This window comes from Enterococcus sp. DIV0546 (assembly GCF_051712785.1).
Classification (GTDB): Bacteria; Bacillota; Bacilli; order Lactobacillales; family Enterococcaceae; genus Enterococcus; species Enterococcus faecalis.
This window is the reverse complement of sequence record NZ_JBIOPO010000001.1, coordinates 2,052,602-2,077,683: the sequence shown is the minus strand read 5'-3', so window position 1 is coordinate 2,077,683 and position 25,082 is coordinate 2,052,602. Positions and strand designations below refer to the sequence as shown.

Genomic DNA, 25,082 nt, shown 5'->3' with positions numbered 1-25,082 from the left:
AGTGACGTTAATGAGTGATATTATGCATCCCATCTCAATTGAGGCTTTATTAAATTGGATTTTTAGTGAGTATCAACAAGATGGCACAATTTTTGGCATTCGTAAATTTTATCATGCGGATCCTACAAAAACGATTTCCTTATTTGGAGAAAAAATGGAAACCCCTTGTGGTCCAGCAGCAGGTCCTCATACACAATTAGCACAAAATATTATTGCGGCCTATTTAACAGGTTCTCGTTTTTTTGAAGTTAAGACAGTCCAGATACTGGATGGAGAAGATTTACCGGTGAGTAAACCATGTATCGCAGCAGCGGATGAATGTTACAACGTTGAGTGGTCCACAGAATTGCGCGTTCCCCAAGCTTATGATGAATACGTCAAAGCATGGTTCGTTTTGAAGTTACTGAGTAAAGAGTTCGAGCTAGGTGACCCGAATGGTTTCATTTTTAACATGAGTGTTGGCTATGATTTGGCAGGGATTCAATCACCAAAAATTGATCGTTATATTAACGAAATGCAGAACGCAGAAGGAACGCCGATTTGGGCGGAATGCCAAGCAGCTGCCAAAAAATATCTATCTTATTTTAAAAAAGTAGATGACTTATATATCGAAGCAATTAGTCCTAAAGTCTGTCATTCTATTACGCTGTCGACTTTACACGGCTGTCCATCAGATGAAATTGAACGAATTGCGGCCTATTTATTAAGTGAAAAAGGGCTCCATTCCTTTATTAAATGTAATCCAACCATGTTAGGTTATGAATATGCGCGTCAAACGATGGATGAGCTAGGGTTTGATTATATGGTTTTTGACGATCACCATTTTAAAGAAGATTTACAATTTGAAGAAGCAGTACCGATGTTACAACGTCTGCAATTATTAGCTAATAGTAAAAATCTAAGCTTCGGAGTTAAAATTACGAACACTTTCCCAGTAACGATTGCAGCAAATGAATTACCTGGTGATGAAATGTACATGTCAGGACGTTCGCTATTTCCTCTTAGTATTTCATTGGCACAAAAATTATCAGAAGCATTTGATGGGAAACTACAAATTTCTTATTCTGGCGGTGCAGATATTTTCAATAGTAAAGAAATATTTGATGCTGGGATTTGGCCAATCACTATGGCAACGACTCTGTTGAAACCCGGTGGCTATCAACGAATGAATCAAGTTGCTAATGTATTGGGCGCAGCAAAATATCCTCAGATGGTTCATGTCAACTTGGATAAATTAGCCCAAGTTGTTGAGAAAGCTAAAACACAAGCGCGTTACCAAAAATCAATTAAATTACCAGAAAGTACCAAACTAAGAAAAACAGTTCCGTTAACAGATTGTTATATTGCTCCTTGTCGAAGTGACGGTGGTTGTCCAATCAATCAGGATATTCCTGCTTACCTTCGTTATGTAAGTGAAGGTAATTATTTAAAGGCCTTGCAAGTAATTGTCGATAAAAATCCATTGCCTTTTATTACTGGAACCATTTGTGCACATCCTTGTATGACTAAATGTACACGTCAATTTTATGAAGAATCTATTCATATTCGGGAAGTGAAGTTAGAAGCAGCTGAACATGCCTATGATGAATTATTGACGACACTAGAAAAGCCACAGCCAAAAGAAAATGCACCTAAAACAGCTGTTGTGGGTGGAGGCCCTGCAGGGATCTCTGCTGGGTATTTATTAGCACGTGAAGGCATGCCTGTTACTGTGTTTGAAAAATCCGAGACAATTGGGGGCGTTTGTAGCCAGATTGTACCAGAATTTCGAATTTCTATGGAATCTGTTCAAAAAGACGTTCAGTTAGCGGAACTTATGGGAGCTGAATTCCGTACAGGACAAGAGGCGCCATCATTGGCAGAATTGAAAAACCAAGGCTATACGAATGTTATTTATGCCATTGGTGCATGGAAACATGGGGTCCTTCGTTTAGAATCTGGGCGAGCATTGAACTCGTTAGAATTTTTAAAAGCAAACCGAGAAAATCCAACAATTAATCCTTATGGAGAACAGATTGTCGTCGTTGGTGGCGGAAATACAGCTATGGACTGTGCTCGTGCAGCCACAACATTACCTGGTGTTAAAAAAGTCTCAGTGGTTTATCGTCGGAATAAACGCAATATGCCAGCAGATGAAGAAGAACTTTATTTAGCCTTAGAAGATGGCGTTGACTTTTTAGAATTACTTTCGCCAATTAAACATGAAAATCAACAATTAACTTGTGAAAAAATGGTCCTAGGTGAACGAGATGCCTCTGGACGCCGTCGACCAATTGGTACAGGAGAAATGATTGATATTCCTGCTGATACAGTGATTGCCGCTGTTGGTGAAAAAGTAGATACAGAATTTTACCAAGCATTAGGCATTCACACAGACAACTATGGGAAAGTCGTTTCAAATCAAGAAACATTGGAAACAAATATACCAGGCGTCTATGTCATTGGTGACGCTAATTTAGGACCAGCCACAATAGTTGAAGCAATCGCTGATGCAACCAAAGCGGCCAATAATATTTGTCTTGTCCACAATCATCACTATGAAAAAGATAATTTAAATAGTGATGTTGCATTTGTTAGAAACAAACGGGGTATCCTTGTGACAGACGAGATGTCTTGTAGTCAAGCTAGTCGTTGCTTAGAATGCTCCACAATTTGTGAATCTTGTATGGATGTCTGTCCAAACCGAGCAAATATTGTTGTGTACGTCGAAGGAAAACCACAAATTGTCCATGTTGATCGGATGTGTAACGAATGTGGTAACTGTGAAACATTTTGCCCTTATGCAAGTGCCCCTTACAAAGACAAATTTACCTTATTTAACAGTGAATCTGATTTTTATGACAGTACTAATTCAGGTTTCTATGTTCAAAATCCTGTGGATAAAATTTGTTTACTGCGTTTATGGGGAACGGTGTCAACAATTCAATTAACGGATCAAGGATTAGATGTACCAGAAGATTTAATCGCATTAATGGTAACTATGATTGAAGAATATGCTTATTGTATGCAAGCATAAAAGGAAATTTACGACTGGGGGATAAATAGATGTCTATTCTGCTCAAAGGTGGAACCGTCGTATCTGCATATAATCGTCGTCAATTGGATATTCGAATTGACGGCGAGCAAATTGTAGAGATGGGGGCAAATTTACCAGTAGAAAATTCTCAGATTGAGGATGTTACGGGGTGTTATGTATTACCAGGCTTTATTGATGCGCACACGCATCTGGAATTAAATAATGGCAAAGGTTCGTTAAGTACGGCGGATAACTTTACTACTGGCAGCCAAGCGGCGGTGGCCAAAGGTACGACTACGGTTATTGATATGGCTACACCTAATAAAGGCGGCTCATTGAAAGACTGTTTAGCTACTTGGAATCAATTGGCTGAAGGCAAGAGTTCATGTGATTATACTTACCATATGTCCATGATTGAATGGAAACCAACGATAGCTGCTGAAATTCAGGAAATGATTGCTGCAGGTATTACTTCCTTCAAAATGTATATGGCTTATGATAATTTGCGAACCACAGATGCGGAAATTTTTGAAGCGATGAAGGAAATAAAAAAAGTTAATGGAATGTTAGGCGTTCATTGTGAAAATGGTGATTTAGTAGATGAATTAATCCAATCATATGTTTCTCAAGGAAAGCTAACCCCGCACTATCATCCGTTATCAAGACCGGCGGCTGTTGAAGCAGAAGCGGTAGCAAGATATTTGATGATAGCGGAAATGGCTGATTTGCCGGTTAATATTGTGCATTTAAGCACAAAACGATCATTAGAAGCAGTGGAACGGGCTCGTCAAAGAGGACAATCAGTCTATGTAGAAACTTGCCCTCAATATCTTTTACTAGATGATCACTTGTACGATGCGCCTAATTTTGAAGCAGCAAAATATGTCTGCTCACCGCCACTACGCAAACGAGAGGATCAACAGGCTTTGTGGCAAGGGATTAAAGAGGGGGCAATCAATACAATATCGACAGATCACTGCAGCTTTAATTTTCACGGACAAAAAACAGTTGGCAAAGATGATTTTAGTAAAATTCCCAATGGGATGCCAGGTGTTGAAACGAGACCAGAATTAATTTACACGGAAGGTGTGGCAAAGGGCCAAATCACCTTGGAAAAAATGGTTGCTCTGCTTTCTGAAAATATTGCTAAACAATTCTCGATGTATCCACAAAAAGGTGTGGTGCAAGAAGGCAGTGATGCCGATTTAGTTGTTTGGGATCCTAGAACAACCGGCGTGATTGCTGCGAGAACGCAGTTACAAAATGTCGACTATACGCCGTATGAAGGATTTGAAACACAAGGACAGGCTCGAATGGTTTATTTAAGAGGTCAAAAAGTTGCTGAAGCTGGGCAAGTCATCTTGGCAAATCAAGGAAAATTTGTTTTTCGTAAAGCAACTTAAAAATAGAAGGAGGAGAAGTATTTTTGGAAAAAATTAAATGGACAGCAAATGAAATGCCGAAGACGGAGGATAAGTACTTACCTCTGATGTCTAAAGAAAAAATTGAGAAAGCTTTGGCTTTTCACAAAAGTTTTCCACAGTATTCAGAAACACCATTAGCAGAATTGAATCATATGGCCGCGTATCTGGGGTTAAATGATTTCTTTGTTAAAGATGAATCTTATCGCTTTGGTTTAAATGCTTTTAAAGTATTAGGTGGTTCATTTGCCATGGCTAACTATATTGCCGAAAAATTAAAGAAAGATGTTTCGGAACTAACATATGATGAATTAACTTCTGATCAATTACGATCAGCTTTTGGACAAGCTACGTTTTTTACAGCAACTGATGGCAACCATGGACGAGGAGTCGCTTGGGCTGCGAATAAATTAGGCCAAAAATCAGTTGTACTCATGCCGAAGGGTTCAACACAGACGAGAAAAGAAAATATTGAAAAAGAAGGCGCAACCGTCACAATCGAAGAAGTTAATTACGATGAATGTGTGCGAATGGCTAATAAAATGGCCGAAGAAACTGAAAACGGTGTCATGGTTCAAGACACCGCTTGGGACGGATATGAAAAAATTCCGACTTGGATTATGCAAGGATACGGAACGATGGCGTTAGAAGCCTCTCAACAATTAAGAAAATTTGGCTCTGAACGACCTAGTCATGTTTTTGTTCAAGCTGGTGTCGGCAGTTTAGCTGGTGCAGTGATTGGTTATTTTGCTAATGCTTTTCCAGAAAACCCACCGATTATGGTCGTTGTTGAGGCACAGGCGGCTGATTGTTTATATCAATCAGCAATTAAAAAAGACGGAGAAATTCGCTTTGTCGATGGTGATTTACAGACAATTATGGCTGGCCTAGCATGTGGAGAACCTAATACGATTTCTTTTGATATTCTAAAAAATCATACATCCTTCTTTGTTTCAGCGCCAGATTGGGTTTCTGAAAAAGGAATGCGTATGTTGGGCGCGCCATTAAAAGGGGATCCGCAAGTTGTATCAGGCGAATCTGGGGCAGTAGCAATGGGCTTAGTAGCTACAGTGATGCAAGATCCCGACTATCAAGAATTACGTGAGGCATTGCAACTGGATGAGACGTCAAACGTTTTAATGTTTTCTACCGAAGGGGACACTGATCCAGACAATTATAAAAAAATTTTATGGAGGTAAAAGGAATGGATTTTAATGCAGTAAATGCAGCAGCAGAAGGTTACAGAGAAGATATGGTCAAATTTTTAAGAGACCTTGTCAAAATTCCAGGAGAAAGTGCAGAAGAAGGCAACAAAATTGCGCGAGCAAAAGCCGAAATGGAAAAATTAGGTTTCGATAAAATTGACATTGATCCTCAAGGAAATTTACTTGGTTATATGGGGTCTGGTGAAAAATTAATTGCTTTTGATGGGCACATGGATACTGTCGGAATTGGTGAAATGAGTAACTGGAAATTTGATCCTTACGATGGCTATGAAACAGAAACTGAGATCGGTGGTCGCGGTACGTCTGACCAAGAAGGCGGGATTGTTTCGGCTATTTATGGCGCTAAAATCATGAAAGATTTAGGTCTATTATCAGAAAAATACACTGCTTTAGTAACAGTTACTGTCCAAGAAGAAGACTGTGATGGTTTATGCTGGCAATACATTATCAAAGAAGACGGTATCCGTCCAGAATTTGTTGTTTCAACAGAGCCAACAGATGGTGGGATTTATCGTGGTCAACGAGGCCGAATGGAAATTAAAGTTGATGTCAAAGGCGTTTCGTGTCATGGCTCAGCACCAGAACGTGGAGATAATGCCATTTACAAAATGGCGGATATCTTACAAGATGTTCGTGCCTTAAACAACAATGGAGATACAGAAAGTACAGCGATTCGTGGTTTAGTTCGTATGTTAGATCCTAAGTACAATCCAGAGTGGCAAGAAGCCCGTTTCTTAGGACGTGGTACGGTGACTGTTTCGCAAATTTTCCATTCTTCACCAAGTCGGTGTGCTGTTGCGGATGGCTGTACCGTTTCACTAGACCGTCGAATGACTGCTGGAGAAACTTGGGAAAGTTGTTTAGAAGAAATTCGCAATTTACCAGCTGTTAAAAAAATATGGAGATGATGTGACGGTTTCAATGTACAACTATAATCGTCCTTCTTATACTGATTTAACTTATGAAATTGAATGTTATTTCCCAACGTGGGTAATTCCAGAAAATCATGATGTAACAAAAGCCTTGATGGAAACGCATAAAAATCTCTATGGAGAAACACGGAAAGGCTCTGTAGAAACAGTGGAAATGCGTGAAGAACGCCCATTGCTAGATAAGTGGACCTTCTCAACAAATGGCGTTTCAATTATGGGACGTAATGGCATTCCTTGTATTGGTTTCAGGCCAGGGGCGGAAGCACAAGCACATGCACCAAATGAAAAAACTTGGAAAGATGATTTGGTTCGTTGTGCAGCCGTTTATGCGGCATTACCAACGGTTTATTGTGGTTAAGTAAAGGATTATTAGACAAGAAAAAAGGAGCAGATGGAATGGAAACGTTTAAAGAATATATTGAGAAATTAGATAAATTAGAATTTGAAAAAATGTACGAAAATGACTTTTTCCTAACTTGGGAAAAAACAAGAGATGAATTAGAAGCTGTTTTCACAGTTGCCGATACATTACGCTATTTAAGAGAAAATAATATTTCAACTAAAATTTTTGATAGTGGCTTGGGGATTTCTTTATTCCGCGACAACTCTACAAGAACACGTTTTAGTTTCGCTTCAGCGTGTAATCTTTTGGGCTTAGAAGTTCAAGATTTAGACGAAGGAAAAAGTCAAATTTCTCACGGAGAAACTGTTCGTGAGACAGCAAACATGATTTCTTTTATGGCTGATATCATTGGTATTCGTGATGACATGTACATTGGTAAAGGCAATGCTTACATGCACGAAGTATCAGAATCTGTCCAAGAAGGATATAAAGATGGGGTATTAGAACAACGCCCAACGTTAGTGAATTTACAATGTGATATTGACCATCCGACGCAAGCAATGGCGGATGCGTTGCATTTAATTCATGAATTTGGTGGTATTGAAAACCTGAAAGGGAAAAAAGTTGCCATGACTTGGGCGTATTCACCATCTTATGGAAAACCATTATCTGTTCCTCAAGGAATTGTTGGTCTAATGACCCGTTTAGGAATGGATGTCGTCTTAGCACATCCAGAAGGTTATGAAATTATGCCAGAAGTAGAAGAAGTTGCGAAGAAAAATGCGGCAGAATTTGGTGGAAACTTTACTAAAACGAATAGTATGGCAGAAGCATTCAAAGATGCGGATGTTGTTTATCCGAAAAGCTGGGCACCTTTTGCGGCAATGGAAAAGCGAACTGAATTATATGGCAATGGTGACCAAGCAGGAATTGATCAATTAGAACAAGAATTACTTTCTCAAAATAAAAGGCACAAAGATTGGGAATGTACAGAAGAATTGATGAAAACAACAAAAGACGGCAAAGCTTTGTATATGCTTAATATTCTTCAGTCGACTCAATTATCTAGTAATACATTTGATTTTTGGCTGGAAGCGCCAAGAATAGCGACACATGCCCAGGCTGGCTAGTTTGTTATTTTAAGAATTGACGAAAAAGGAGAGCGGATCCCTTTAACGATTGCGGAGACAAATCCACAAGCAGGCAGTATTCGAATTATTTTCCAAGTAATCGGTAAGACAACAGCTGCACTTTCCCAACTTAAAACTTCAGACTCTTTGTTGGATATCACTGGACCTTTAGGTATGCCCACAAAAGTGAAGCAATATGGAACGGTGATGGTTGTCGGTGGCGGGGTTGGTATCGCGGCTATTTATCCAATTATCAAGGCTTTAAAAGAAGCAGGCAACCGAGTGATTACGATTTTGGGAGCACGAACAGCTGAGTTAGTTCTGTTACAAGAAGAATGCCGTCGTTATTCAGATGAGCTAATCATTACAACGGATGATGGTTCATTAGGTAAAAAGGGCTTAGTAACAGAAGCGATGGAAGAAGTTATTGCACGTGAATCTGTAGCGTGCAGTTGGGCGATTGGGCCCAGCATCATGATGAAATTTTGTACCTTGACAGCTGAAAAACATCAATTACCAATTTATGTTTCCTTGAATCCTATTATGATTGACGGAACAGGCATGTGTGGCGGTTGTCGGGTCACTGTTGATGGCACCATGAAATTTGCCTGTGTTGATGGACCTGAGTTTAAAGGCAATGAAGTAAATTGGGATGAATTCATTAATCGAATGAAGCAATATCAGGAAGAAGAAGCAGTTTGCTTTACAGATCGTTTGAAAGAGCAGGTGGAGAAAAATGGCTAGAAAAAGTCGTATAAAAACACCGATTGCGGAACAAGCACCTACTATCAGAAAGAATAATTTTGAAGAGGTTTGCTTAGGCTATACATTAGCAGAAGGGCAAGAAGAAGCGATTCGCTGTTTACAATGTAAAAATGCACCTTGTATTGCTAAATGCCCCGTGATGATTGATATTCCTGGATTTATTTTAGCTATTCGTGAAGGAAACATGGAACAAGCAGCCAATATTTTAAGTAAATATACGAATTTACCTGCTATTTGTGGACGCGTTTGTCCGCAAGAGAAACAATGTGAACAAGTTTGTAAATTAGGGAAAGCCAAAAACTTTGAACCAGTGGCAATTGGCAAATTAGAACGTTTAGTTGCCGATTGGGCATTAGAAAATCACATGTTTCCAAAAAAAACAGCGGAACCAACAAAAGGGAAAATCGCAGTGGTCGGTTCTGGTCCTTCTGGGTTAACAGTTGCGGGGGATTTGGCAAAGCTCGGCTACGAAGTAATTATTTTTGAAGCGCTTCATGAAGCTGGTGGCGTATTAACCTATGGCATACCTGAATTTCGATTACCGAAAAAAATTGTTAAACAAGAAATTGCGAGTATTGAAGCCTTAGGTGTAACAATAGAAACCAATGTGGTAGTAGGTAAAACGATTACGATGGAAGAAATAATGTCAGAGTTTGATGCCTGTTATCTATCGGTTGGTGCAGGGGCACCAAATTTTATGGGAATCCCAGGAACTAGTTTAAATGGGGTTTATTCTTCTAGTGAATTTTTAACACGAATCAATTTAATGCATAGCTATGAGTTTCCAGAATATGATACACCGATTAAACGTGCTAAAAATGTTGTTGTGATTGGCGGCGGGAATGTTGCAATGGATGCCGCTCGTTCAGCCAAACGATTAGGCGCTGAAAATGTGAACATTGTGTATCGTCGTTCGTTAGAAGAATTACCAGCAAGAATTGAAGAATACCACCATTCCCTTGAAGAAGGAATTAACTATTATTGGTTAACGAATCCAATTGCTTATTTAGATGACCAACAAGGAAATCTAGCCGGTGTTGAATGTATCAAAATGGTTTTAGGTGAACCAGATGTGTCTGGAAGACGACGGCCAGAACCGGTTCCAGACAGCACGTTTACCATTCCTGCTGATGCAGTAATCGAGGCAATTGGCCAAGGGGCAAATCGAGTTTTGTTATCAACATATCCAGAAATAGAACTAAACCAATGGGGTTACATTCAAGCTGATCCTAAAACAGGAGCAACCTCAATACCTGGCGTTTTTGCCGGGGGCGATATAGTCACAGGTGCTGCCACCGTTATTTTAGCGATGGGCGCTGGGAAAATCGCAGCTAATGCAATTGATCAGTATGTCAAAACACAAAAAACAACAGTCACAAGCAATGTTTAGGAAAGATAAAAGGTGAAAAAATGAAAAAAACAATGGATGGAAACACCGCAGCGGCTTATATTTCATATGCGTTTACAGAAGTTGCCGCTATTTATCCTATCACACCAAGTTCAACAATGGCTGAGTTGGTAGATGAATGGGCGGAAAGTGGTTTAAAAAATATTTATGGTCAAAAAGTTCAAGTTATTGAAATGCAATCAGAAGCTGGGGCAGCGGGAGTAGTTCATGGTTCGTTAAAAACAGGTGCGTTAACCACTACTTATACTGCTTCACAAGGTTTACTGTTGATGATTCCCAATATGTATAAAATCGCAGGAGAATTGCTACCTTCTGTGTTCCACGTGGCGGCTCGGGCAGTAACGACAAGTGCATTGAGTATTTTTGGTGACCATGGCGATGTGATGGCTACCCGCCAAACAGGTTTTTGTATGTTAGCAGAATCGAGTGTCCAAGAAGTAATGGATTTGTCGGCAGTTGCTCATTTAGCTAGCTTAGAAGGTAGTTTACCTTTTGTAAACTTTTTTGATGGTTTTAGAACGAGCCATGAACTACAAAAAATCGAAGTGATTGATTATGATGACCTGAAAGAAATGGTGAATCAGGAAGCTGTAACTCGTTTTAGAATGGGAGGCATGAATCCTAATCATCCCACTGTTTCAGGGACCGCTCAAAATCCTGACATTCATTTTCAACAAAGAGAAACAGTCAATAAAAATTACGAAGAAATGCCAAAAATTGTTCAAAAATACATGAAAAAAATTAACAATCTTCGTGGAACAACGTATGATTTAACCGATTATTATGGGGTTGAAGATGCAACAGAAGTCATTATTTCAATGGGGTCGGCTTCACCAGTAATCAAACAAACAGTCGATTATCTCAATCAACAAGGACGCAAAGTTGGTTTTATCAATATTCATTTATATCGTCCATTTCCTACCGAAAACCTTCTTGAAAAATTACCAGCTACAGTAGAAAAGGTTGCGGTTTTAGATCGAACAAAAGAATCAGGAGCCGAAGGGGAACCGTTATTGCTAGATGTTCAAAGCGCTCTCTATCAACATGAAAATCGTCCAATTGTGATTGGTGGACGTTATGGGTTAGGTTCTAAAGACGTAGCGCCTAATCAAATTAAAGCGATCTATGACCATTTGTTATTGCCATTTAAAGAATTAAAACAACGCTTTACGGTAGGGATCGTTGATGATGTAACCTATCAATCATTGCCAGAAGAACCTACTTTAGATTTAACGCCAGATACTACCTTCCAAGCAAAATTTTGGGGCTTTGGTTCTGACGGAACTGTGGGAGCAAACAAGCAAGCGATTAAAATTATCGGAGATCATACCGACCTTTATGCACAAGCTTACTTTAGTTATGATTCTAAAAAATCAGGCGGTTTAACCGTTTCGCATCTGCGTTTTGGTAAAGAGCCAATTACTTCCACGTATTTAATTGAACAAGCAGATTTCATCGCTTGTCATAATGCTTCCTATTTGCATAAATACGACCTGTTAAAAGGTTTAAAAGATGGCGGAACGTTTTTACTGAATACTATTTGGGATCAAGAAAAGGTTCATCGTTTATTACCGGCTAAGTTAAAAAAATATATTGGGGAGCACCAAATCAAATTTTATATTATCAATGCGGTTGAGTTAGCTCGCAAAGTAGGCTTAGGCCGTCGGATCAATACAGTGATGTCTACTGCCTTTTTTGAAGTAACAGATATTTTAACGAAAGAGCAATATTTACCGTTACTTAAAGAAGAAGTGAAAAAGACTTATGGAAAAAAATCAATGGAAATTGTTGAAAAAAATTACCAAGCGATTGATGCTACCTTTGAATCGCTGCAAGAAATCGTAGTTCCAGAAGATTGGGCAACCATTGTTTTAGAGCCAGAAAATCAAGAGTCGGAAGCTCCAGCTTTTGTGACAAATATTTTAGAACCAATCAATCGTCAAGAAGGGGATCAGCTGACCGTTTCAGATTTGATTGAAAACGGAATGAAGGGCGGTGCCATTCCTATGGGCACTGCGGCTTATGAAAAACGTGGCATTGCGTTAGAAGTACCTGAGTGGCAAATGGATAAGTGTACGATGTGTAATGAATGTGCCTTTGTTTGTCCACATGCGGCTATTCGACCGTTTTTAGCGGATGAAGAAGAACTGAAAGAAGCACCTGCAGGTTTTGCCATGCGCGAAATGCGTGGCACAGATGGGTTGATGTATCGTATCCAAGTTTCTTTAGAAGACTGTACAGGTTGTGGTCTTTGTGTTCAGGCATGTCCCGTGAAAGACAAGGCGATTTTAATGAAACCTTATGAAACTCAGAAAGAGCAAGCAATGAATTGGGCCTTTGCGATGACTCTTAAACAAAAAGCCAACCCAGTCAAAAAACTTTCTGTTAAAGGTTCCCAATTTAACCAGCCATTGATGGAATTTTCAGGTGCTTGTGAAGGCTGTGGCGAAACACCTTATATTAAGTTGTTGACGCAACTATTTGGTGATCGAATGATGATTGCTAACGCAACAGGCTGTTCATCAATTTGGGGTGGTTCGTCACCGGTGACGCCTTATACAACGAACGAATGTGGCCAAGGACCAGCTTGGAGTAATTCGCTGTTTGAAGATAATGCGGAATATGGTTATGGTATGTATATTGCCAATCGAACGAAACGTCAACATTTAGCTAGTCTGGTTGAAGAAAGTCTTGCTAAAAACGTCGGATCAGATTCACTTCAAGCCTTGTTAAATGATTGGTTGGAACACATGGCTGAAGGGGAAGGAACACAACAGCGAGCAACCAAACTAGCGGCAGCATTAAGTGAAGAAGCCGATGAAGATCCACTTTTAACAAAAATTTACGAACAAAAAGATTTATTAGTGAAAACGAGTCAATGGATTGTCGGCGGCGATGGTTGGGCCTATGATATCGGGTTTAGCGGCATTGATCATGTTCTTGCTAGTGGGGAAGATGTTAATATTTTTGTTATGGATAACGAAGTGTATGCCAATACAGGCGGACAAACATCTAAAGCTACACCAGCTTCAGCCATTGCCAAATTCTCAGCGGGTGGGAAACATACCTCTAAAAAAGATTTAGGGATGATGGCAATCACTTATGGGAATGTCTATGTTGCACAAGTGGCTTTAGGCGCAAACTCAATGCAAACGATTAAAGCAATTGACGAAGCGGAGCGGTACCCAGGCCCATCAATTATCATTGGTTATACCCCATGTATTAATCACGGGGTCAAAGGTGGAATGGTTCGGACGTTAGATCAAGCCAAAGAAGCCGTTGAATCTGGCTATTGGCCACTTTATCGCTATAATCCAGAGTTAGTTAAGAAAGGCAAAGATCCGATGGTCATTGACTACAAGAAAACAGATTTTGACAAAATGCGTGATTTCCTTGAAAAACAAACACGTTACTCTGCGTTGCATACAATTAAACAGAATCAAGAAGTAGTCGAACATTTACTTGATAAAACTAAAGAAGATGCAATTGAACGCTCTGAAAGTTATAACAAACTAGTCACACACATGAAAAAATAAAAAAACAAAGCCTCTTACTTGAGAGGCTTTGTTTTTTTATCCAATAATAATTTTTTCTGAAGGGTATTCGTAGCCTAAGTCACGTGTTTCTTTTGGTACAAAAATCATTAAGGTATAAAGCATACCAATACGTCCAATAAACATTAATAAGGCAATCATTAATTTACCTACTGTTGTTAAATCGTCTGTAATGCCCAAAGAAAGACCGGTTGTCCCAAAGGCAGAAGCGACTTCCACAATGATTGAAATCAAGGGCAGATTTTCAGTGGCTGACAAAAAGACGACAGCGAAAAAGCACATAATCAAAGATAACATGAAGACGACAATCGATTTTTTGACATCATCGTCATCTATTTTACGGCTAAAGACGCTAATATCATCTTCACTTTTTAAAAAGGCTAACAAATACAAGCCAATAATCGCAACAGTCGTTGTTCGAACACCACCACCAACAGAGCTAGGACTACAACCAATAAACATTAACACAGAGAAAATAATCAACGTTGTAATTTGGAAGTCTCCTAAATCATTAATTTGGAGGCCAGCGTTTCGTGTAGTCATCGAATAAAACATCGAACTTACCCAACGGCCACTTTCATTCATTGTCAAAAATAGGTGATCTTTTTCTAATAAGTAAATCAAAATAGTCCCACCAATAAACAGAACAATAAACGCTAGCAAAGCAATTTTACTAAACAATGAGAAGCGGAAAGGCAAGTCTCGTTTCTTCTTACGAAAGTTCTTTTTCTTAAAATGTAACCACTCATGAATTTCCAGTAAAACGGGAAATCCAATTCCGCCGATAAAAATTAAGAACATAATTGCCAGTAAAAAGAGATAATCATGAGCAAAAGGAATAATTGAATCACCTGAAATATCAAAGCCTGAATTAGTCACTGCAGAAATAGCTTGATAAAAGCCATAGAATATCGCATCTCGCCAGTTTGTATAATAACCACTTATATAAAAATAAAGCGAAAAGAGCGAGCCGAAGATTACTTGGAACCAAATTAAAATCAAAAAAGTGGTGCGGATCAGTCGAACAATTCCGCTCAGCCGCGGCTGATTCATGTCAGTCATAATTAACTGACGTTGCTTTAATGTGATTCGCCGTTTTGATAAAATAAAAAAGACCGTTGAAATCATCATAATCCCTAAGCCACCAACTTGGAAAAGAACCTCCAATAAGACGATCCCACGATCATTAAAAACCGAATTAATATCGACTGTGGTGAGTCCAGTAACACTGACTGTACTGATTGCTAAGAAAAATAAATCAATAAAAGGAACATGCGAGTCAGGTTCTCTGAAAATAGGGAGGCAAAACAATAAATAAGAAATAACCGTCATTAATATGTAATAAGCGACGATGATTTGAATAGATGAAAAATTTTTGCGAATAAATCGATCGCTTTTTCGCTGTGCCAGCCACAGCAAACGTGTATGGTTCACTAGATAACCTCCCAATTCTAATTAAACTAAGTATACCAAAACTTTTCGCCTCAAACGAATAATTCTGCCAGAAAATCCTTGAAATGACAAATAAAAATAAGAAATTCGTTAGAAATAATTGGAAAACATCCACAAACAAGCGAGAACATGATATTTTATGAAAGAATAGAAAAATAGGTTGTTCCCCAAACAACTTATTGCTAATTGGTCAGTTTGTCTAACGATACAACTTTAAAAAGTAGTGGTAGCTTTTTTATTTCGGTTGATATGTGAATGTGTTCACTTTATGTAACAAACTGTTATTTTTATTCAAATGAAAAATAAGAAATTGTGTTGGTAGAAATCAATAGTTTATAAGGTGGGAAAACAATGAAAAAAGTGTTAATGGGAGTTCTTTCCCTAGGGTTATTATTAGGTGCAGCAACAGGTTGTACAAGCGATCAAGAAAAAGCTGCTGGTAAAACAAAAGCATCTTCTGAAAAAACAGAAGCAACATCTGGTGCCTCTGCTAATGGTTATACAGATCCAAGTGAACTAAAAGACAGTTATGATGTTGTTATTGTTGGTTCAGGTGGTGCGGGGATGACCGCTGCATTACAAGCCAAAGAAGCTGGCATGAATCCAGTTATTTTAGAAAAAATGCCTGTTGCAGGTGGGAATACAATTAAATCTTCTTCAGGAATGAATGCTTCACAAACAAAATTCCAAGAAAAAGAAGGCATTAAAGATAGCAACGATAAATTCTTTGAAGAAACACTAAAAGGCGGTAAAGGAACCAACGATCAAGAATTACTACGTTATTTTGTTGATCATTCAGCTGAAGCAATTGATTGGTTAGATACAAAAGGAATTACATTGAGCAATTTAACGATTACAGGTGGAATGAGCGAAAAACGCACACACCGACCTGCTGACGGATCAGCAATTGGGGGCTATCTAGTTGACGGTTTAGTACGTAACGTTCGCGAAGAAAAAATTCCATTGTTTGTTGATGCTGACGTGACAGACTTAGTTGAAGAAAACGGTCAAATTGATGGCGTAAAAGTGAAAATGAAAGATGATAAAGAAAAAACAGTTAAAGCAAAAGCAGTCGTTGTCACAACAGGTGGTTTCGGTGCCAACGAAAAATTAATTACACAATACAAACCAGAATTGAAAAACTATGTTACAACGAACCAAGAAGGAACAACAGGTGACGGTATCCAAATGATTCAAAAAGTTGGCGGTGCGTTAGTGGATATGAAAGAAATTCAAATTCACCCAACTGTTCAACAAAGCGATGCTTTCTTAATTGGTGAAGCAGTTCGTGGAGAAGGCGCAATCTTGGCTTCTCAAAAAGGAGAACGTTTTGTTAATGAGTTAGATACACGTGACAAAGTTTCTGCAGCAATCAATGCCTTACCAGAAAAATCAGCTTATTTAGTCTTTGACCAAGGCGTTCGCGACCGTGCAAAAGCCATTGATTTCTATGATCAAAAAGGTTTCGTGGAAAAAGGTGAAACGATTGAAGAATTAGCTGAAAAAATTGGCATGCCTGCCGATACATTGAAAGCAACGATTGATACTTGGAACCAAGATGTTAATGCCAAAAATGACAAACAATTTGGCCGGACAACTGGAATGGAAGCTGACTTAAGCACAGCGCCTTACTATGCAATTAAAATTGCACCAGGGATTCACCACACAATGGGTGGCGTGAAAATCAACACGAAAACAGAAGTTTTACGTGAAGATGGCACACCAATTAAAGGTCTATATGCTGCTGGTGAATTAACAGGTGGCTTACATGGTCAAAACCGTATCGGAGGCAATGCCATCGCCGATATTATCATTTATGGTCGTCAAGCAGGTACGCAATCAGCAGAATTTGCCTCTGCTCAAAAATAACTAGTTTAAAAAGTCTGAAATTGTAGTCAAATAACTACAATTTCGGGCTTTTTTATTGCATACTAGCAGGATCATTAGTTGGAGTATAAATAGCCCTGCTAAAATGACTTTGGCGTAGATTCTGTTTTTTTCAGAAAAATGCACGACCATTTTAGCTAAAAATACTGCTTTTTTGCTAAAAATATAGTAAAATACGTAAGGAACTAACGGAAAGGTGTAGTGAACATGGCTCAATTATTTTTCAAGTATGGCGCAATGAACAGTGGTAAAACCATTGAAATCTTAAAAGTAGCACACAATTACGAAGAACAAGACAAACCAGTTGTTTTGATGACCAGTGGACTAGATACACGTGATGGTGTCGGGAAAGTATCCAGTCGCATCGGATTACGCAGAGATGCTATTCCAATTTTTGAAGAAACCAATGTCTTTGACTTGATTAATGATTTGTCTTACAAACCTTTTTGCGTATTAGTCGATGAATGTCAATTTTTAAACAAGCATCATGTCATTGAATTTGCACGAATTGTTGACGAATTAGATATTCCAGTAATGGCATTTGGGCTAAAGAATGATTTTAGAAATGAATTATTTGAAGGCTCAAAGTATTTACTTTTATATGCAGACAAATTAGAAGAATTAAAAACGATTTGCTGGTTCTGTCATAAAAAAGCAACTATGAACTTGCACTATATTGATGGCAAACCCGTTTATGAAGGGGATCAAGTCCAAATTGGTGGGAATGAAGCCTACTATCCTGTTTGTCGCAAACATTATTTTCATCCAAAAACAGTGAATGAAGAACAGTAAGGAGAGACACTATGTACGATCAATTACAATCTATTGAAGATCGCTATGAGGAATTGGGCGAATTATTAAGTGACCCAGCAGTCATTAGTGATACAAAACGTTTCATGGAATTATCGAAGGAAGAAGCTAATACACGTGAGACGGTTGAGGTTTATCGCCGATATAAACAAGTTGTTGAAGGGATTAGCGATGCCGAAGAACTTTTAAGTGAAAACTTAGATGCGGAAATGGCCGAAATGGCGAAAGAAGAACTTTCTGATTTGAAAAAAGAAAAAGAAGTGTTAGAAGACCGCATTAAAATTTTATTATTACCAAAAGACCCAAATGATGATAAAAATATCATCATGGAAATCCGTGGTGCAGCCGGTGGTGATGAAGCCGCACTTTTTGCTGGCGACTTATTTAATATGTACCAAAAATATGCAGAAGCACAAGGGTGGAAAGCGGAAGTTTTAGAAGCGAACGTCACTGGAATCGGTGGATATAAAGAAGTAATTATGATGATTTCAGGAGATAACGTCTTTTCAAAATTAAAATACGAAAGTGGCGCTCACCGCGTGCAACGAGTTCCTTCAACAGAATCACAAGGACGGATTCATACATCGACAGCAACCGTTGTAGTTATGCCGGAAGCGGAAGAAGTCGAAATCGAATTAGCTGATAAAGATATCCGTGTCGATATTTATCATGCAAGTGGCGCTGGTGGACAGCACGTCAATAAAACCGCTTCGGCTGTTCGTTTAACCCATTTACCAACAGGAATCGTGGTCGCAATGCAAGATGAACGTTCACAGCTAAAAAACCGTGAAAAAGCAATGAAAGTTTTGCGTGCTCGTGTGTATGACCAAATTCAACAAGAAGCACAAAGTGAATATGATGCTAACCGTAAATCGGCGGTGGGGACCGGAGATCGTTCAGAACGAATCAGAACGTATAACTTCCCACAAAATCGAGTAACGGATCATCGTATTGGTTTAACCATCCAAAAACTAGACCAGATTCTTGCTGGTAAATTAGACGAAATCATTGATGCATTAGTCTTATATGATCAAACGTCGAAATTAGAAGAGATGCAAAATGGCTAAACGTTACTTTGAAGTCCTTAACTGGGCTTCTTCTTTTTTAGAGGCGCAAGGCAAAGAAGGCTATGCTATTCACTATGTTTTTTTAGAACGTAAAGGTTGGGATAAAACGCAGTGGCTCCTGCATATGCAAGAAGAAATGCCCCAAGAAGAAGAGAAACAATTAAAAACGGATTTAGCCCAATTATTGACAGATTACCCAGCACAATATTTACTAGGACAAGCTGAATTTTATGGACATTCCTTTATTGTTAATGAACATACTTTGATTCCTAGGCCAGAAACAGAAGAATTAGTCGAGCGTTGCTTAAAAGCCAATCCAGATACTCCTTTGACGGTCGTGGATGTCGGAACAGGGACAGGTGCCATTGCGATTAGCTTGAAACTGGCACGGCCCAACTGGCGAGTTATTGCCATTGATCTTTCAGAGGAAGCGTTGACTGTCGCTAAACAAAACGCGCAAGTATTAGGTGCTGACATCGAATTTTATCATGGGAATGGCTTACAGACAGTTGCTTCTGAAAAAATCGATCTGCTTATTTCTAATCCGCCCTATATTAGTGAACAAGAATGGCATTTAATGGATGCAAGTGTCCGAACGTATGAACCTAAAACCGCTTTATTCGCTGAAAATAACGGTTTGGCCTTATACCAACAATTAATTCATGAAAGTCAAACGATGCTTAAAGCAGACGGTAAAATTTATTTTGAAATAGGGTTTCAACAAGGCGCAGCCCTCCAAGAATTATTGAGTGCCGCCTATCCACAAAAAACAATTAAAATTGAAAAAGATTTATCTGGCAACGATCGCCTCGCGATAGCCGAGTAACTAAGGTTCTTCGTCGCCACTTTTCTAGAAGGAGCGATTTGCAATGGAAACAAAAAAATTAACCAAACAAGAAATAGCCCAAGCAGCAGCAGCCATTCAAGCAGGCGAGCTAGTGGCTTTTCCAACAGAAACTGTTTATGGCTTAGGTGCCGATGCCTTAAATGAAGCGGCAGTAAAAAAAGTTTACCAAGTAAAAGGCCGCCCCAGTGATAATCCATTGATTGTTCATGTGAACAACGTTGAAATGGTCAAAAAATACGTGGCGACCTTACCAGAAGTCGCTACAAAATTGGTGTCTGCCTTTTGGCCGGGACCATTAACTTTAATTTTTAATGTGCCTAGCGATACATTTTCTAAAACAGTAACAGGTGGTTTAGAGACAGTCGCTTTTCGTATGCCAGATAACCAAGCGACCTTAGCTTTGATTGAACAAGCCAATGTTCCATTGGTCGGACCAAGTGCGAACACTTCTGGCAAGCCTAGTCCAACATCTGCAGAGCATGTTTATCATGATTTGCAGGGGAAAATTGCTGCCATATTAGATGATGGCCCAACGCAGATTGGGGTGGAGTCAACGGTCTTAGATTTAACGGCGGAAGATGGTGTGCCAGTTATTTTACGACCAGGAGCAATTACCAAAGAGCAGTTGGAAAGCATTATTCCTCAAGTGAAAATCGATACACATTTGATTAGTGAAACTGCAGCACCCAAAGCGCCAGGGATGAAATACAAACACTATTCTCCTGATGCGGAAGTTTGGATTATAAGCGGTCAAACAGCAGAATGGCAAGCGGCGATTCAGCAAGCAAAAGAACAACAGGAAAAAATCGGCTTATTTTTAAGTGATGAACAGGCAGCACAACTAGATACAGAAAATGCGTTTGTTTATTCTTATGGTGCAGAAACGGTTGAAAATGCCACAAAAGAACTATTTGCAGGGTTAAGAGCGTTAGATGAGCAAGGAGCTACCACGATTTTTGCACAAGGATTTGCAGAAACTGGTTTAGGCACTGCTTACATGAATCGCTTGAAAAAATCAGCCAATCAAAAATTTTTTGAAAAATAAGAGGTATTTGTAACGAAGCTGACACAGAAGTATGATACAATCAGACAAAAGAAAACAAAATGGAGTGTTGTTTGAATGGATTACAAAACGTATGACCCAGATTTATGGAATGCAATTGCAAGAGAAGAAGAGCGCCAAGAAAATAACTTGGAACTAATCGCATCTGAGAATGTCGTGTCAAAAGCAGTTATGGCTGCCCAAGGAAGTATTTTAACGAATAAGTACGCAGAAGGTTACCCTGGCAAACGGTACTATGGTGGTTGTGAATTTATCGATATCGTAGAAAATTTAGCTATTGATCGTGCCAAAGAATTATTTGGTGCAAAATTCGCGAATGTACAAGCCCATTCAGGTTCTCAAGCCAATACAGCGGCATACCTTTCATTGGTTGAACCAGGTGATACCATTTTGGGGATGGATTTATCAGCTGGTGGTCACTTAACACATGGTTCGCCCGTTAACTTTAGTGGAAAAACCTATAATTTTGTCAGTTATGGAGTGGATCCTTCAACAGAAGTAATCGATTACGATGTCGTGCGAATTTTAGCAAGAGAACATCGTCCAAAACTAATCGTTGCAGGCGCAAGTGCGTATTCACGAACGATTGACTTCAAACGTTTCCGTGAAATCGCTGATGAAGTAGATGCAAAGTTAATGGTTGATATGGCGCATATTGCAGGCTTGGTAGCTTCAGGTTTGCACCCAAATCCAGTTCCGTATGCTGATATCGTAACAAGTACGACCCATAAAACATTGCGTGGTCCTCGTGGCGGTTTAATTTTGACAAATAGCGAAGAATTGGCGAAAAAAGTAAATAGTAGTATTTTCCCAGGCATTCAAGGTGGCCCGTTGGAACATGTGATTGCCGGAAAAGCCGCAGCTTTTAAAGAAGCTTTGGATCCAAGTTTTGCTGAATATAGTCAGCAAGTGATTGCAAATGCACAAGCGATGACGAAAGTTTTCAATCAAGCGCCAGAAGCTCGTTTAATTAGTGGGGCAACAGACAACCACTTATTACTGATCGAAGTGACAGGTTTTGGTTTAAATGGAAAAGAAGCAGAAGCTATTTTAGATAGTGTAAATATTACTGTCAATAAAAATTCAATTCCGTTTGAACAATTAAGTCCATTTAAAACAAGTGGTATCCGTATTGGAACGCCTGCGATTACTTCACGTGGTTTTAAAGAAGAAGATGCGGTAGAAGTTGCTAAATTAATCGTTCAAGTCTTAAAAGATCCAGAAAATACAGCAGTTCATGATGAAGTCAAAGCAGCTGTAGCAGCGCTAACTAAAAAATATCCATTATATAACTAACATCAGGGATAGCTGAAGCGCGATTCTCTGTACAAATAAGAGTCGGAGCTTAGGATTTAAGGAATTCAACTTGTGTCCTAGGCTCTTTTGTTTTACAATAAGAAAGAATAAAATAATGAAGGAGAATAGATATGGGAAAATTTCAAGTAATTGATCATCCGCTAATTCAACACAAACTAACAATGATTCGCGAAAAGAACTGTGGGACAAAGGTTTTCCGCGAAGTTGTCAACGAAATTGCTATGTTAATGGCTTATGAAGTATCACGGGATATGCCTTTAGAGGATGTTGTCATCGAAACACCGATGGGTAAATCAACACAAAAAACACTTTCAGGGAAAAAAGTAGCAATCATTCCTATTTTACGTGCCGGCATTGGCATGGTTGATGGGATTTTAGAATTAATTCCAGCAGCGAAAGTTGGACACGTTGGACTTTACCGTGATGAAGAAACATTGCAACCACATGAATACTTCGTGAAATTACCTGAAGACATTGCAAGTCGTCAATTATTTGTTGTTGACCCAATGCTAGCAACAGGTGGTTCCGCAATTATGGCCATCGATTCATTAAAAGAACGTGGTGCTAGCAACATTAAATTTGTATGTCTAGTGGCCGTTCCAGAAGGTGTGAAAGCTTTACAAGAAGCGCACCCAGATGTAGATATTTATACAGCAGCTTTAGATGAGCGCTTAAACGAAGACGGCTATATCGTTCCTGGTTTAGGGGATGCTGGTGACCGTTTATTCGGAACAAAATAATAACAAAAAACCGTTAGATAACCGATTATGGTTACTAACGGTTTTCTTTTGCTTAAAGAACTTTTCTAGGTGTATAATAAAAAATAAAAAAACAAAGGAGGAGCTATGAAAAAGAATAAAAAAGTCTTACACGCTATCGCTGTGATTGCTAGTGTGATGTCAGTTTTGATGTATGTTTCATATATTCCACAAATTTATGGAAATTTACATGGGGAAAAAGGCAATCCGACGCAACCATTAGTGGCAATGATTAATTGTATTTTTTGGACGATTCATGGGTTATATGGAGACGATGGAGAAACACGAGATAAGTCCATTATTTTTGCTAATGTTCCTGGAATTATTTTTGGTTTTTTTGCGTTTATTACAGCATTATAGTTTCCGACGAATTGGAAAGTATTCCAATTCTGTACATAAAAAAGAGCGGGGGAAATTTCCCACGCTTGAAGAATTAAATCTTTTTCAATTGTTTGTAATTAATAACAATCACACCATTGCTGTGCACCATTAAGTGATTGTTTTTTTGCGTTTCGTCAATTTCGACGACAGCGGCATTTTTTAATTGTTTCGTAACAACGCCTGTTTGTGGCTGTCCGTGAACAAGAAAAGTAACATGGGTGTCAACGGCGAAATCCTTACCAGCATCCGATGGAACAACAGGAGTAACCATACCATTAAAATTTGACATACAAAAAACCATCCTTTCTTGATATCTCTATTATACCACATTTTCAGAAAAAAGTTTGTAAAGTCGCTATTTGGCTTATTTTAAAGAGATTTTGCATAAATAAATAACAAACAGACTTTACAAATAAAGTAGAAAGTCCTATAATAGATTTGTTTCAGGCCAGCTTAGCTCAGTTGGTAGAGCAACGCACTCGTAACGCGTAGGTCACAGGTTCGATCCCTGCAGCTGGCATCTAAAAAACAGACAGGCACTACCATCTGGTAGTGCCTGTCTGTTTTTTTAGATGAAATTTTGGATTAGTGCAAATGAAGCAATGCCTACCAGTACAATAATCAATAAGTTTTTAGAGAGTATTGCGGCTAAAATGGTAGGAAATGAAGCGAATAAATAAGGAAGATTGAGGCTTGGTAAATGCCCTATTCTTTGTTCAAATAAGCTACTAAACCATAAGGCGGACATAATCACAATGGGAACAAAACTTAGATATTCTAATAATTTCTGCGGCAGACTGATTTTTTTTAAAAGTAAAAATGGCAGTATTCTTGAAAGCCAGGTTGCAACGGTACAGCCTAAAATTGTTAAAAAGAGATACTCAGAAGAAGGCATGTTTTATCATCACTCCTATTCCACAACCGATTAACGTGACAACTAAGACAATTAAATTACTGGGAATAAAAATTAGACCAATAGACATCAACCCAAAAGTAATCAGGACCATGATGAGTTGTAAAGCAATTTTCATGGAACGATCACTAATTATCTGCAGATAGAGTAAACCAATGAACATAGCCACGACCGCAAACTCAAGACCTAATGCTTGAGGATTTGCAATAAAGCGCCCTAGATAGGCACCGATGATCGTCGAAAAAACCCAAGTCGCATAGGAAATCAAATTGGCAGCATTAAACCACTCAAAACTTAAACGTCCTTTGGTGTGGTTTAATTTATTCATTCCTAGTGCAAAACTTTCATCCGTCAGTAAGGTTCCCAACCAGAGATTTTTACCGAGAGATTCGGCTTTAAAGTAAGGCGCAATGGTCATTCCCATAAGAATCATACGCGCATTTACTAAGAAAGTCGCTAACACAATGGATAAAATAGGGCTGCCACCAGTCAACATACTAACTGTTACAAACTGAGCAGATCCTGCAAAAATAAAAAACGACATCGCACTAACAATAAGAGGGGAAAAACCTGCTGCTTGTCCTACGATACCAAAAGCAATGCCAATACCAATATAGCCAAAAACCGTTGGCAAGGCTTCACGAATGCCAGTGCGTGCATCTAATTGGTGGTTCATTCTCTTTTTTTCCTTCTTTCTCTATAAAATTTAAACACGTGTGTATGAAAATCTAGACCTTCGATAATGAGACACAACGAGCGAATGAGCGTTTTCATTATTAACCACTCCTTTTG

17 protein-coding genes, 1 tRNA gene and 3 pseudogenes are annotated in these 25,082 nt (G+C 38.9%); 17 read left to right on the top strand and 4 right to left on the bottom strand.

Annotated elements, in window-relative coordinates; translation table 11 throughout:
* Positions 1-10 precede the first annotated feature (10 nt).
* From ygfK to nifJ, 8 genes and pseudogenes are all read left to right on the top strand, one after another.
* Entirely contained in the window at positions 11-3,016 is a 3,006-nt protein-coding gene (gene ygfK / locus IGJ24_RS10035; RefSeq protein ID WP_438775401.1) for a putative selenate reductase subunit YgfK, read from the top strand.
* Positions 3,017-3,045: 29 nt separating this feature from the next.
* Entirely contained in the window at positions 3,046-4,419 is a 1,374-nt protein-coding gene (gene hydA, locus IGJ24_RS10030; RefSeq protein ID WP_010821037.1) for a dihydropyrimidinase, read from the top strand.
* Positions 4,420-4,442: 23 nt separating this feature from the next.
* On the top strand, positions 4,443-5,636 hold the full coding sequence (gene dpaL, locus IGJ24_RS10025; protein ID WP_002356589.1) for a diaminopropionate ammonia-lyase: 1,194 nt from the start codon (positions 4,443-4,445) through the stop codon (positions 5,634-5,636).
* Positions 5,627-6,953: pseudogene (locus tag IGJ24_RS10020) on the top strand (YgeY family selenium metabolism-linked hydrolase). Before dpaL ends, IGJ24_RS10020 begins: the two are co-directional and overlap by 10 nt.
* A gap of 38 nt (positions 6,954-6,991) precedes the next feature.
* Positions 6,992-7,975 (top strand): annotated as a pseudogene (gene ygeW, locus IGJ24_RS10015) (knotted carbamoyltransferase YgeW); the annotation flags it as partial.
* Positions 7,973-8,812, top strand: a pseudogene (locus tag IGJ24_RS10010) (sulfide/dihydroorotate dehydrogenase-like FAD/NAD-binding protein). The pseudogenes ygeW and IGJ24_RS10010, both read left to right, overlap by 3 nt.
* Entirely contained in the window at positions 8,805-10,223 is a 1,419-nt protein-coding gene (gene gltA / locus IGJ24_RS10005) for an NADPH-dependent glutamate synthase (protein WP_002384176.1), read from the top strand. The pseudogene IGJ24_RS10010 and the gene gltA overlap by 8 nt, the downstream one beginning before the upstream one ends.
* 20 nt (positions 10,224-10,243) lie before the next feature.
* Positions 10,244-13,777: a pyruvate:ferredoxin (flavodoxin) oxidoreductase gene (gene nifJ, locus IGJ24_RS10000; RefSeq protein WP_010707253.1), complete on the top strand. Its 3,534-nt coding sequence runs from the start codon at positions 10,244-10,246 to the stop codon at positions 13,775-13,777.
* Positions 13,778-13,813: 36 nt separating this feature from the next.
* On the opposite strand, the gene IGJ24_RS09995 is transcribed toward nifJ, so the two are convergent.
* Positions 13,814-15,229, bottom strand: coding sequence for a TrkH family potassium uptake protein (locus IGJ24_RS09995; RefSeq protein ID WP_289865637.1), 1,416 nt, complete (start codon positions 15,227-15,229; stop codon positions 13,814-13,816).
* Positions 15,230-15,598: 369 nt separating this feature from the next.
* Between IGJ24_RS09995 and IGJ24_RS09990 the strand changes: the two genes are divergently transcribed.
* From IGJ24_RS09990 to IGJ24_RS09955, 8 genes are all read left to right on the top strand, one after another.
* Entirely contained in the window at positions 15,599-17,116 is a 1,518-nt protein-coding gene (locus IGJ24_RS09990) for a flavocytochrome c (protein WP_289865638.1), read from the top strand.
* Between the two features lie 225 nt (positions 17,117-17,341).
* Positions 17,342-17,926 (top strand): thymidine kinase, encoded by a 585-nt coding sequence (locus IGJ24_RS09985; protein ID WP_002356618.1) that lies wholly within the window; start codon positions 17,342-17,344, stop codon positions 17,924-17,926.
* A gap of 11 nt (positions 17,927-17,937) precedes the next feature.
* Positions 17,938-19,011 carry a peptide chain release factor 1 gene (gene prfA, locus IGJ24_RS09980; protein WP_002356619.1) on the top strand — a complete coding sequence of 358 codons (1,074 nt, stop codon included), beginning with the start codon at positions 17,938-17,940 and terminating at the stop codon, positions 19,009-19,011.
* Positions 19,004-19,837: a peptide chain release factor N(5)-glutamine methyltransferase gene (prmC, locus tag IGJ24_RS09975; RefSeq protein WP_289865639.1), complete on the top strand. Its 834-nt coding sequence runs from the start codon at positions 19,004-19,006 to the stop codon at positions 19,835-19,837. Before prfA ends, prmC begins: the two co-directional genes overlap by 8 nt.
* Positions 19,838-19,880: 43 nt before the next feature.
* Complete coding sequence (locus IGJ24_RS09970) at positions 19,881-20,903, top strand: L-threonylcarbamoyladenylate synthase (protein ID WP_002356622.1); 1,023 nt, start codon at positions 19,881-19,883, stop codon at positions 20,901-20,903.
* Between the two features lie 75 nt (positions 20,904-20,978).
* Entirely contained in the window at positions 20,979-22,217 is a 1,239-nt protein-coding gene (gene glyA / locus IGJ24_RS09965) for a serine hydroxymethyltransferase (RefSeq protein ID WP_002356623.1), read from the top strand.
* A gap of 131 nt (positions 22,218-22,348) precedes the next feature.
* Positions 22,349-22,978: a uracil phosphoribosyltransferase gene (gene upp / locus IGJ24_RS09960; RefSeq protein WP_002356624.1), complete on the top strand. Its 630-nt coding sequence runs from the start codon at positions 22,349-22,351 to the stop codon at positions 22,976-22,978.
* Between the two features lie 105 nt (positions 22,979-23,083).
* Positions 23,084-23,356 carry a membrane protein gene (locus IGJ24_RS09955; RefSeq protein ID WP_002356625.1) on the top strand — a complete coding sequence of 91 codons (273 nt, stop codon included), beginning with the start codon at positions 23,084-23,086 and terminating at the stop codon, positions 23,354-23,356.
* A 73-nt stretch (positions 23,357-23,429) separates the two neighbouring features.
* Here IGJ24_RS09955 and IGJ24_RS09950 read toward each other — a convergent pair whose 3' ends face one another.
* Positions 23,430-23,666 (bottom strand): hypothetical protein, encoded by a 237-nt coding sequence (locus IGJ24_RS09950; protein ID WP_002381528.1) that lies wholly within the window; start codon positions 23,664-23,666, stop codon positions 23,430-23,432.
* 158 nt (positions 23,667-23,824) lie between these two features.
* Between IGJ24_RS09950 and IGJ24_RS09945 the strand changes: the two genes are divergently transcribed.
* Positions 23,825-23,897, top strand: a tRNA-Thr gene (locus IGJ24_RS09945).
* Between the two features lie 48 nt (positions 23,898-23,945).
* Here IGJ24_RS09945 and IGJ24_RS09940 read toward each other — a convergent pair.
* Together IGJ24_RS09940 and IGJ24_RS09935 are read right to left on the bottom strand one after the other, a co-directional pair.
* Positions 23,946-24,272 (bottom strand): AzlD domain-containing protein, encoded by a 327-nt coding sequence (locus tag IGJ24_RS09940; protein ID WP_002398013.1) that lies wholly within the window; start codon positions 24,270-24,272, stop codon positions 23,946-23,948.
* Complete coding sequence (locus IGJ24_RS09935; RefSeq protein WP_002356628.1) at positions 24,259-24,966, bottom strand: AzlC family ABC transporter permease; 708 nt, start codon at positions 24,964-24,966, stop codon at positions 24,259-24,261. Before IGJ24_RS09935 ends, IGJ24_RS09940 begins: the two co-directional genes overlap by 14 nt.
* Between the last annotated feature and the right edge of the window lie 116 nt (positions 24,967-25,082).

Coding starts and splice junctions, on each gene's coding strand:
- IGJ24_RS09985 (WP_002356618.1), top strand. CDS start 17,342: ATGGCTCAATTATTTTTCAAGTATGGCGCAATGAACAGTGGTAAAACC.
- prfA (WP_002356619.1), top strand. CDS start 17,938: ATGTACGATCAATTACAATCTATTGAAGATCGCTATGAGGAATTGGGC.
- IGJ24_RS09940 (WP_002398013.1), bottom strand. CDS start 24,272: ATGCCTTCTTCTGAGTATCTCTTTTTAACAATTTTAGGCTGTACCGTT.
- upp (WP_002356624.1), top strand. CDS start 22,349: ATGGGAAAATTTCAAGTAATTGATCATCCGCTAATTCAACACAAACTA.
- ygfK (WP_438775401.1), top strand. CDS start 11: ATGAGTGATATTATGCATCCCATCTCAATTGAGGCTTTATTAAATTGG.
- IGJ24_RS09970 (WP_002356622.1), top strand. CDS start 19,881: ATGGAAACAAAAAAATTAACCAAACAAGAAATAGCCCAAGCAGCAGCA.
- glyA (WP_002356623.1), top strand. CDS start 20,979: ATGGATTACAAAACGTATGACCCAGATTTATGGAATGCAATTGCAAGA.
- prmC (WP_289865639.1), top strand. CDS start 19,004: ATGGCTAAACGTTACTTTGAAGTCCTTAACTGGGCTTCTTCTTTTTTA.
- nifJ (WP_010707253.1), top strand. CDS start 10,244: ATGAAAAAAACAATGGATGGAAACACCGCAGCGGCTTATATTTCATAT.
- IGJ24_RS09950 (WP_002381528.1), bottom strand. CDS start 23,666: ATGTCAAATTTTAATGGTATGGTTACTCCTGTTGTTCCATCGGATGCT.
- IGJ24_RS09955 (WP_002356625.1), top strand. CDS start 23,084: ATGAAAAAGAATAAAAAAGTCTTACACGCTATCGCTGTGATTGCTAGT.
- IGJ24_RS09935 (WP_002356628.1), bottom strand. CDS start 24,966: ATGAACCACCAATTAGATGCACGCACTGGCATTCGTGAAGCCTTGCCA.
- hydA (WP_010821037.1), top strand. CDS start 3,046: ATGTCTATTCTGCTCAAAGGTGGAACCGTCGTATCTGCATATAATCGT.
- IGJ24_RS09990 (WP_289865638.1), top strand. CDS start 15,599: ATGAAAAAAGTGTTAATGGGAGTTCTTTCCCTAGGGTTATTATTAGGT.
- gltA (WP_002384176.1), top strand. CDS start 8,805: ATGGCTAGAAAAAGTCGTATAAAAACACCGATTGCGGAACAAGCACCT.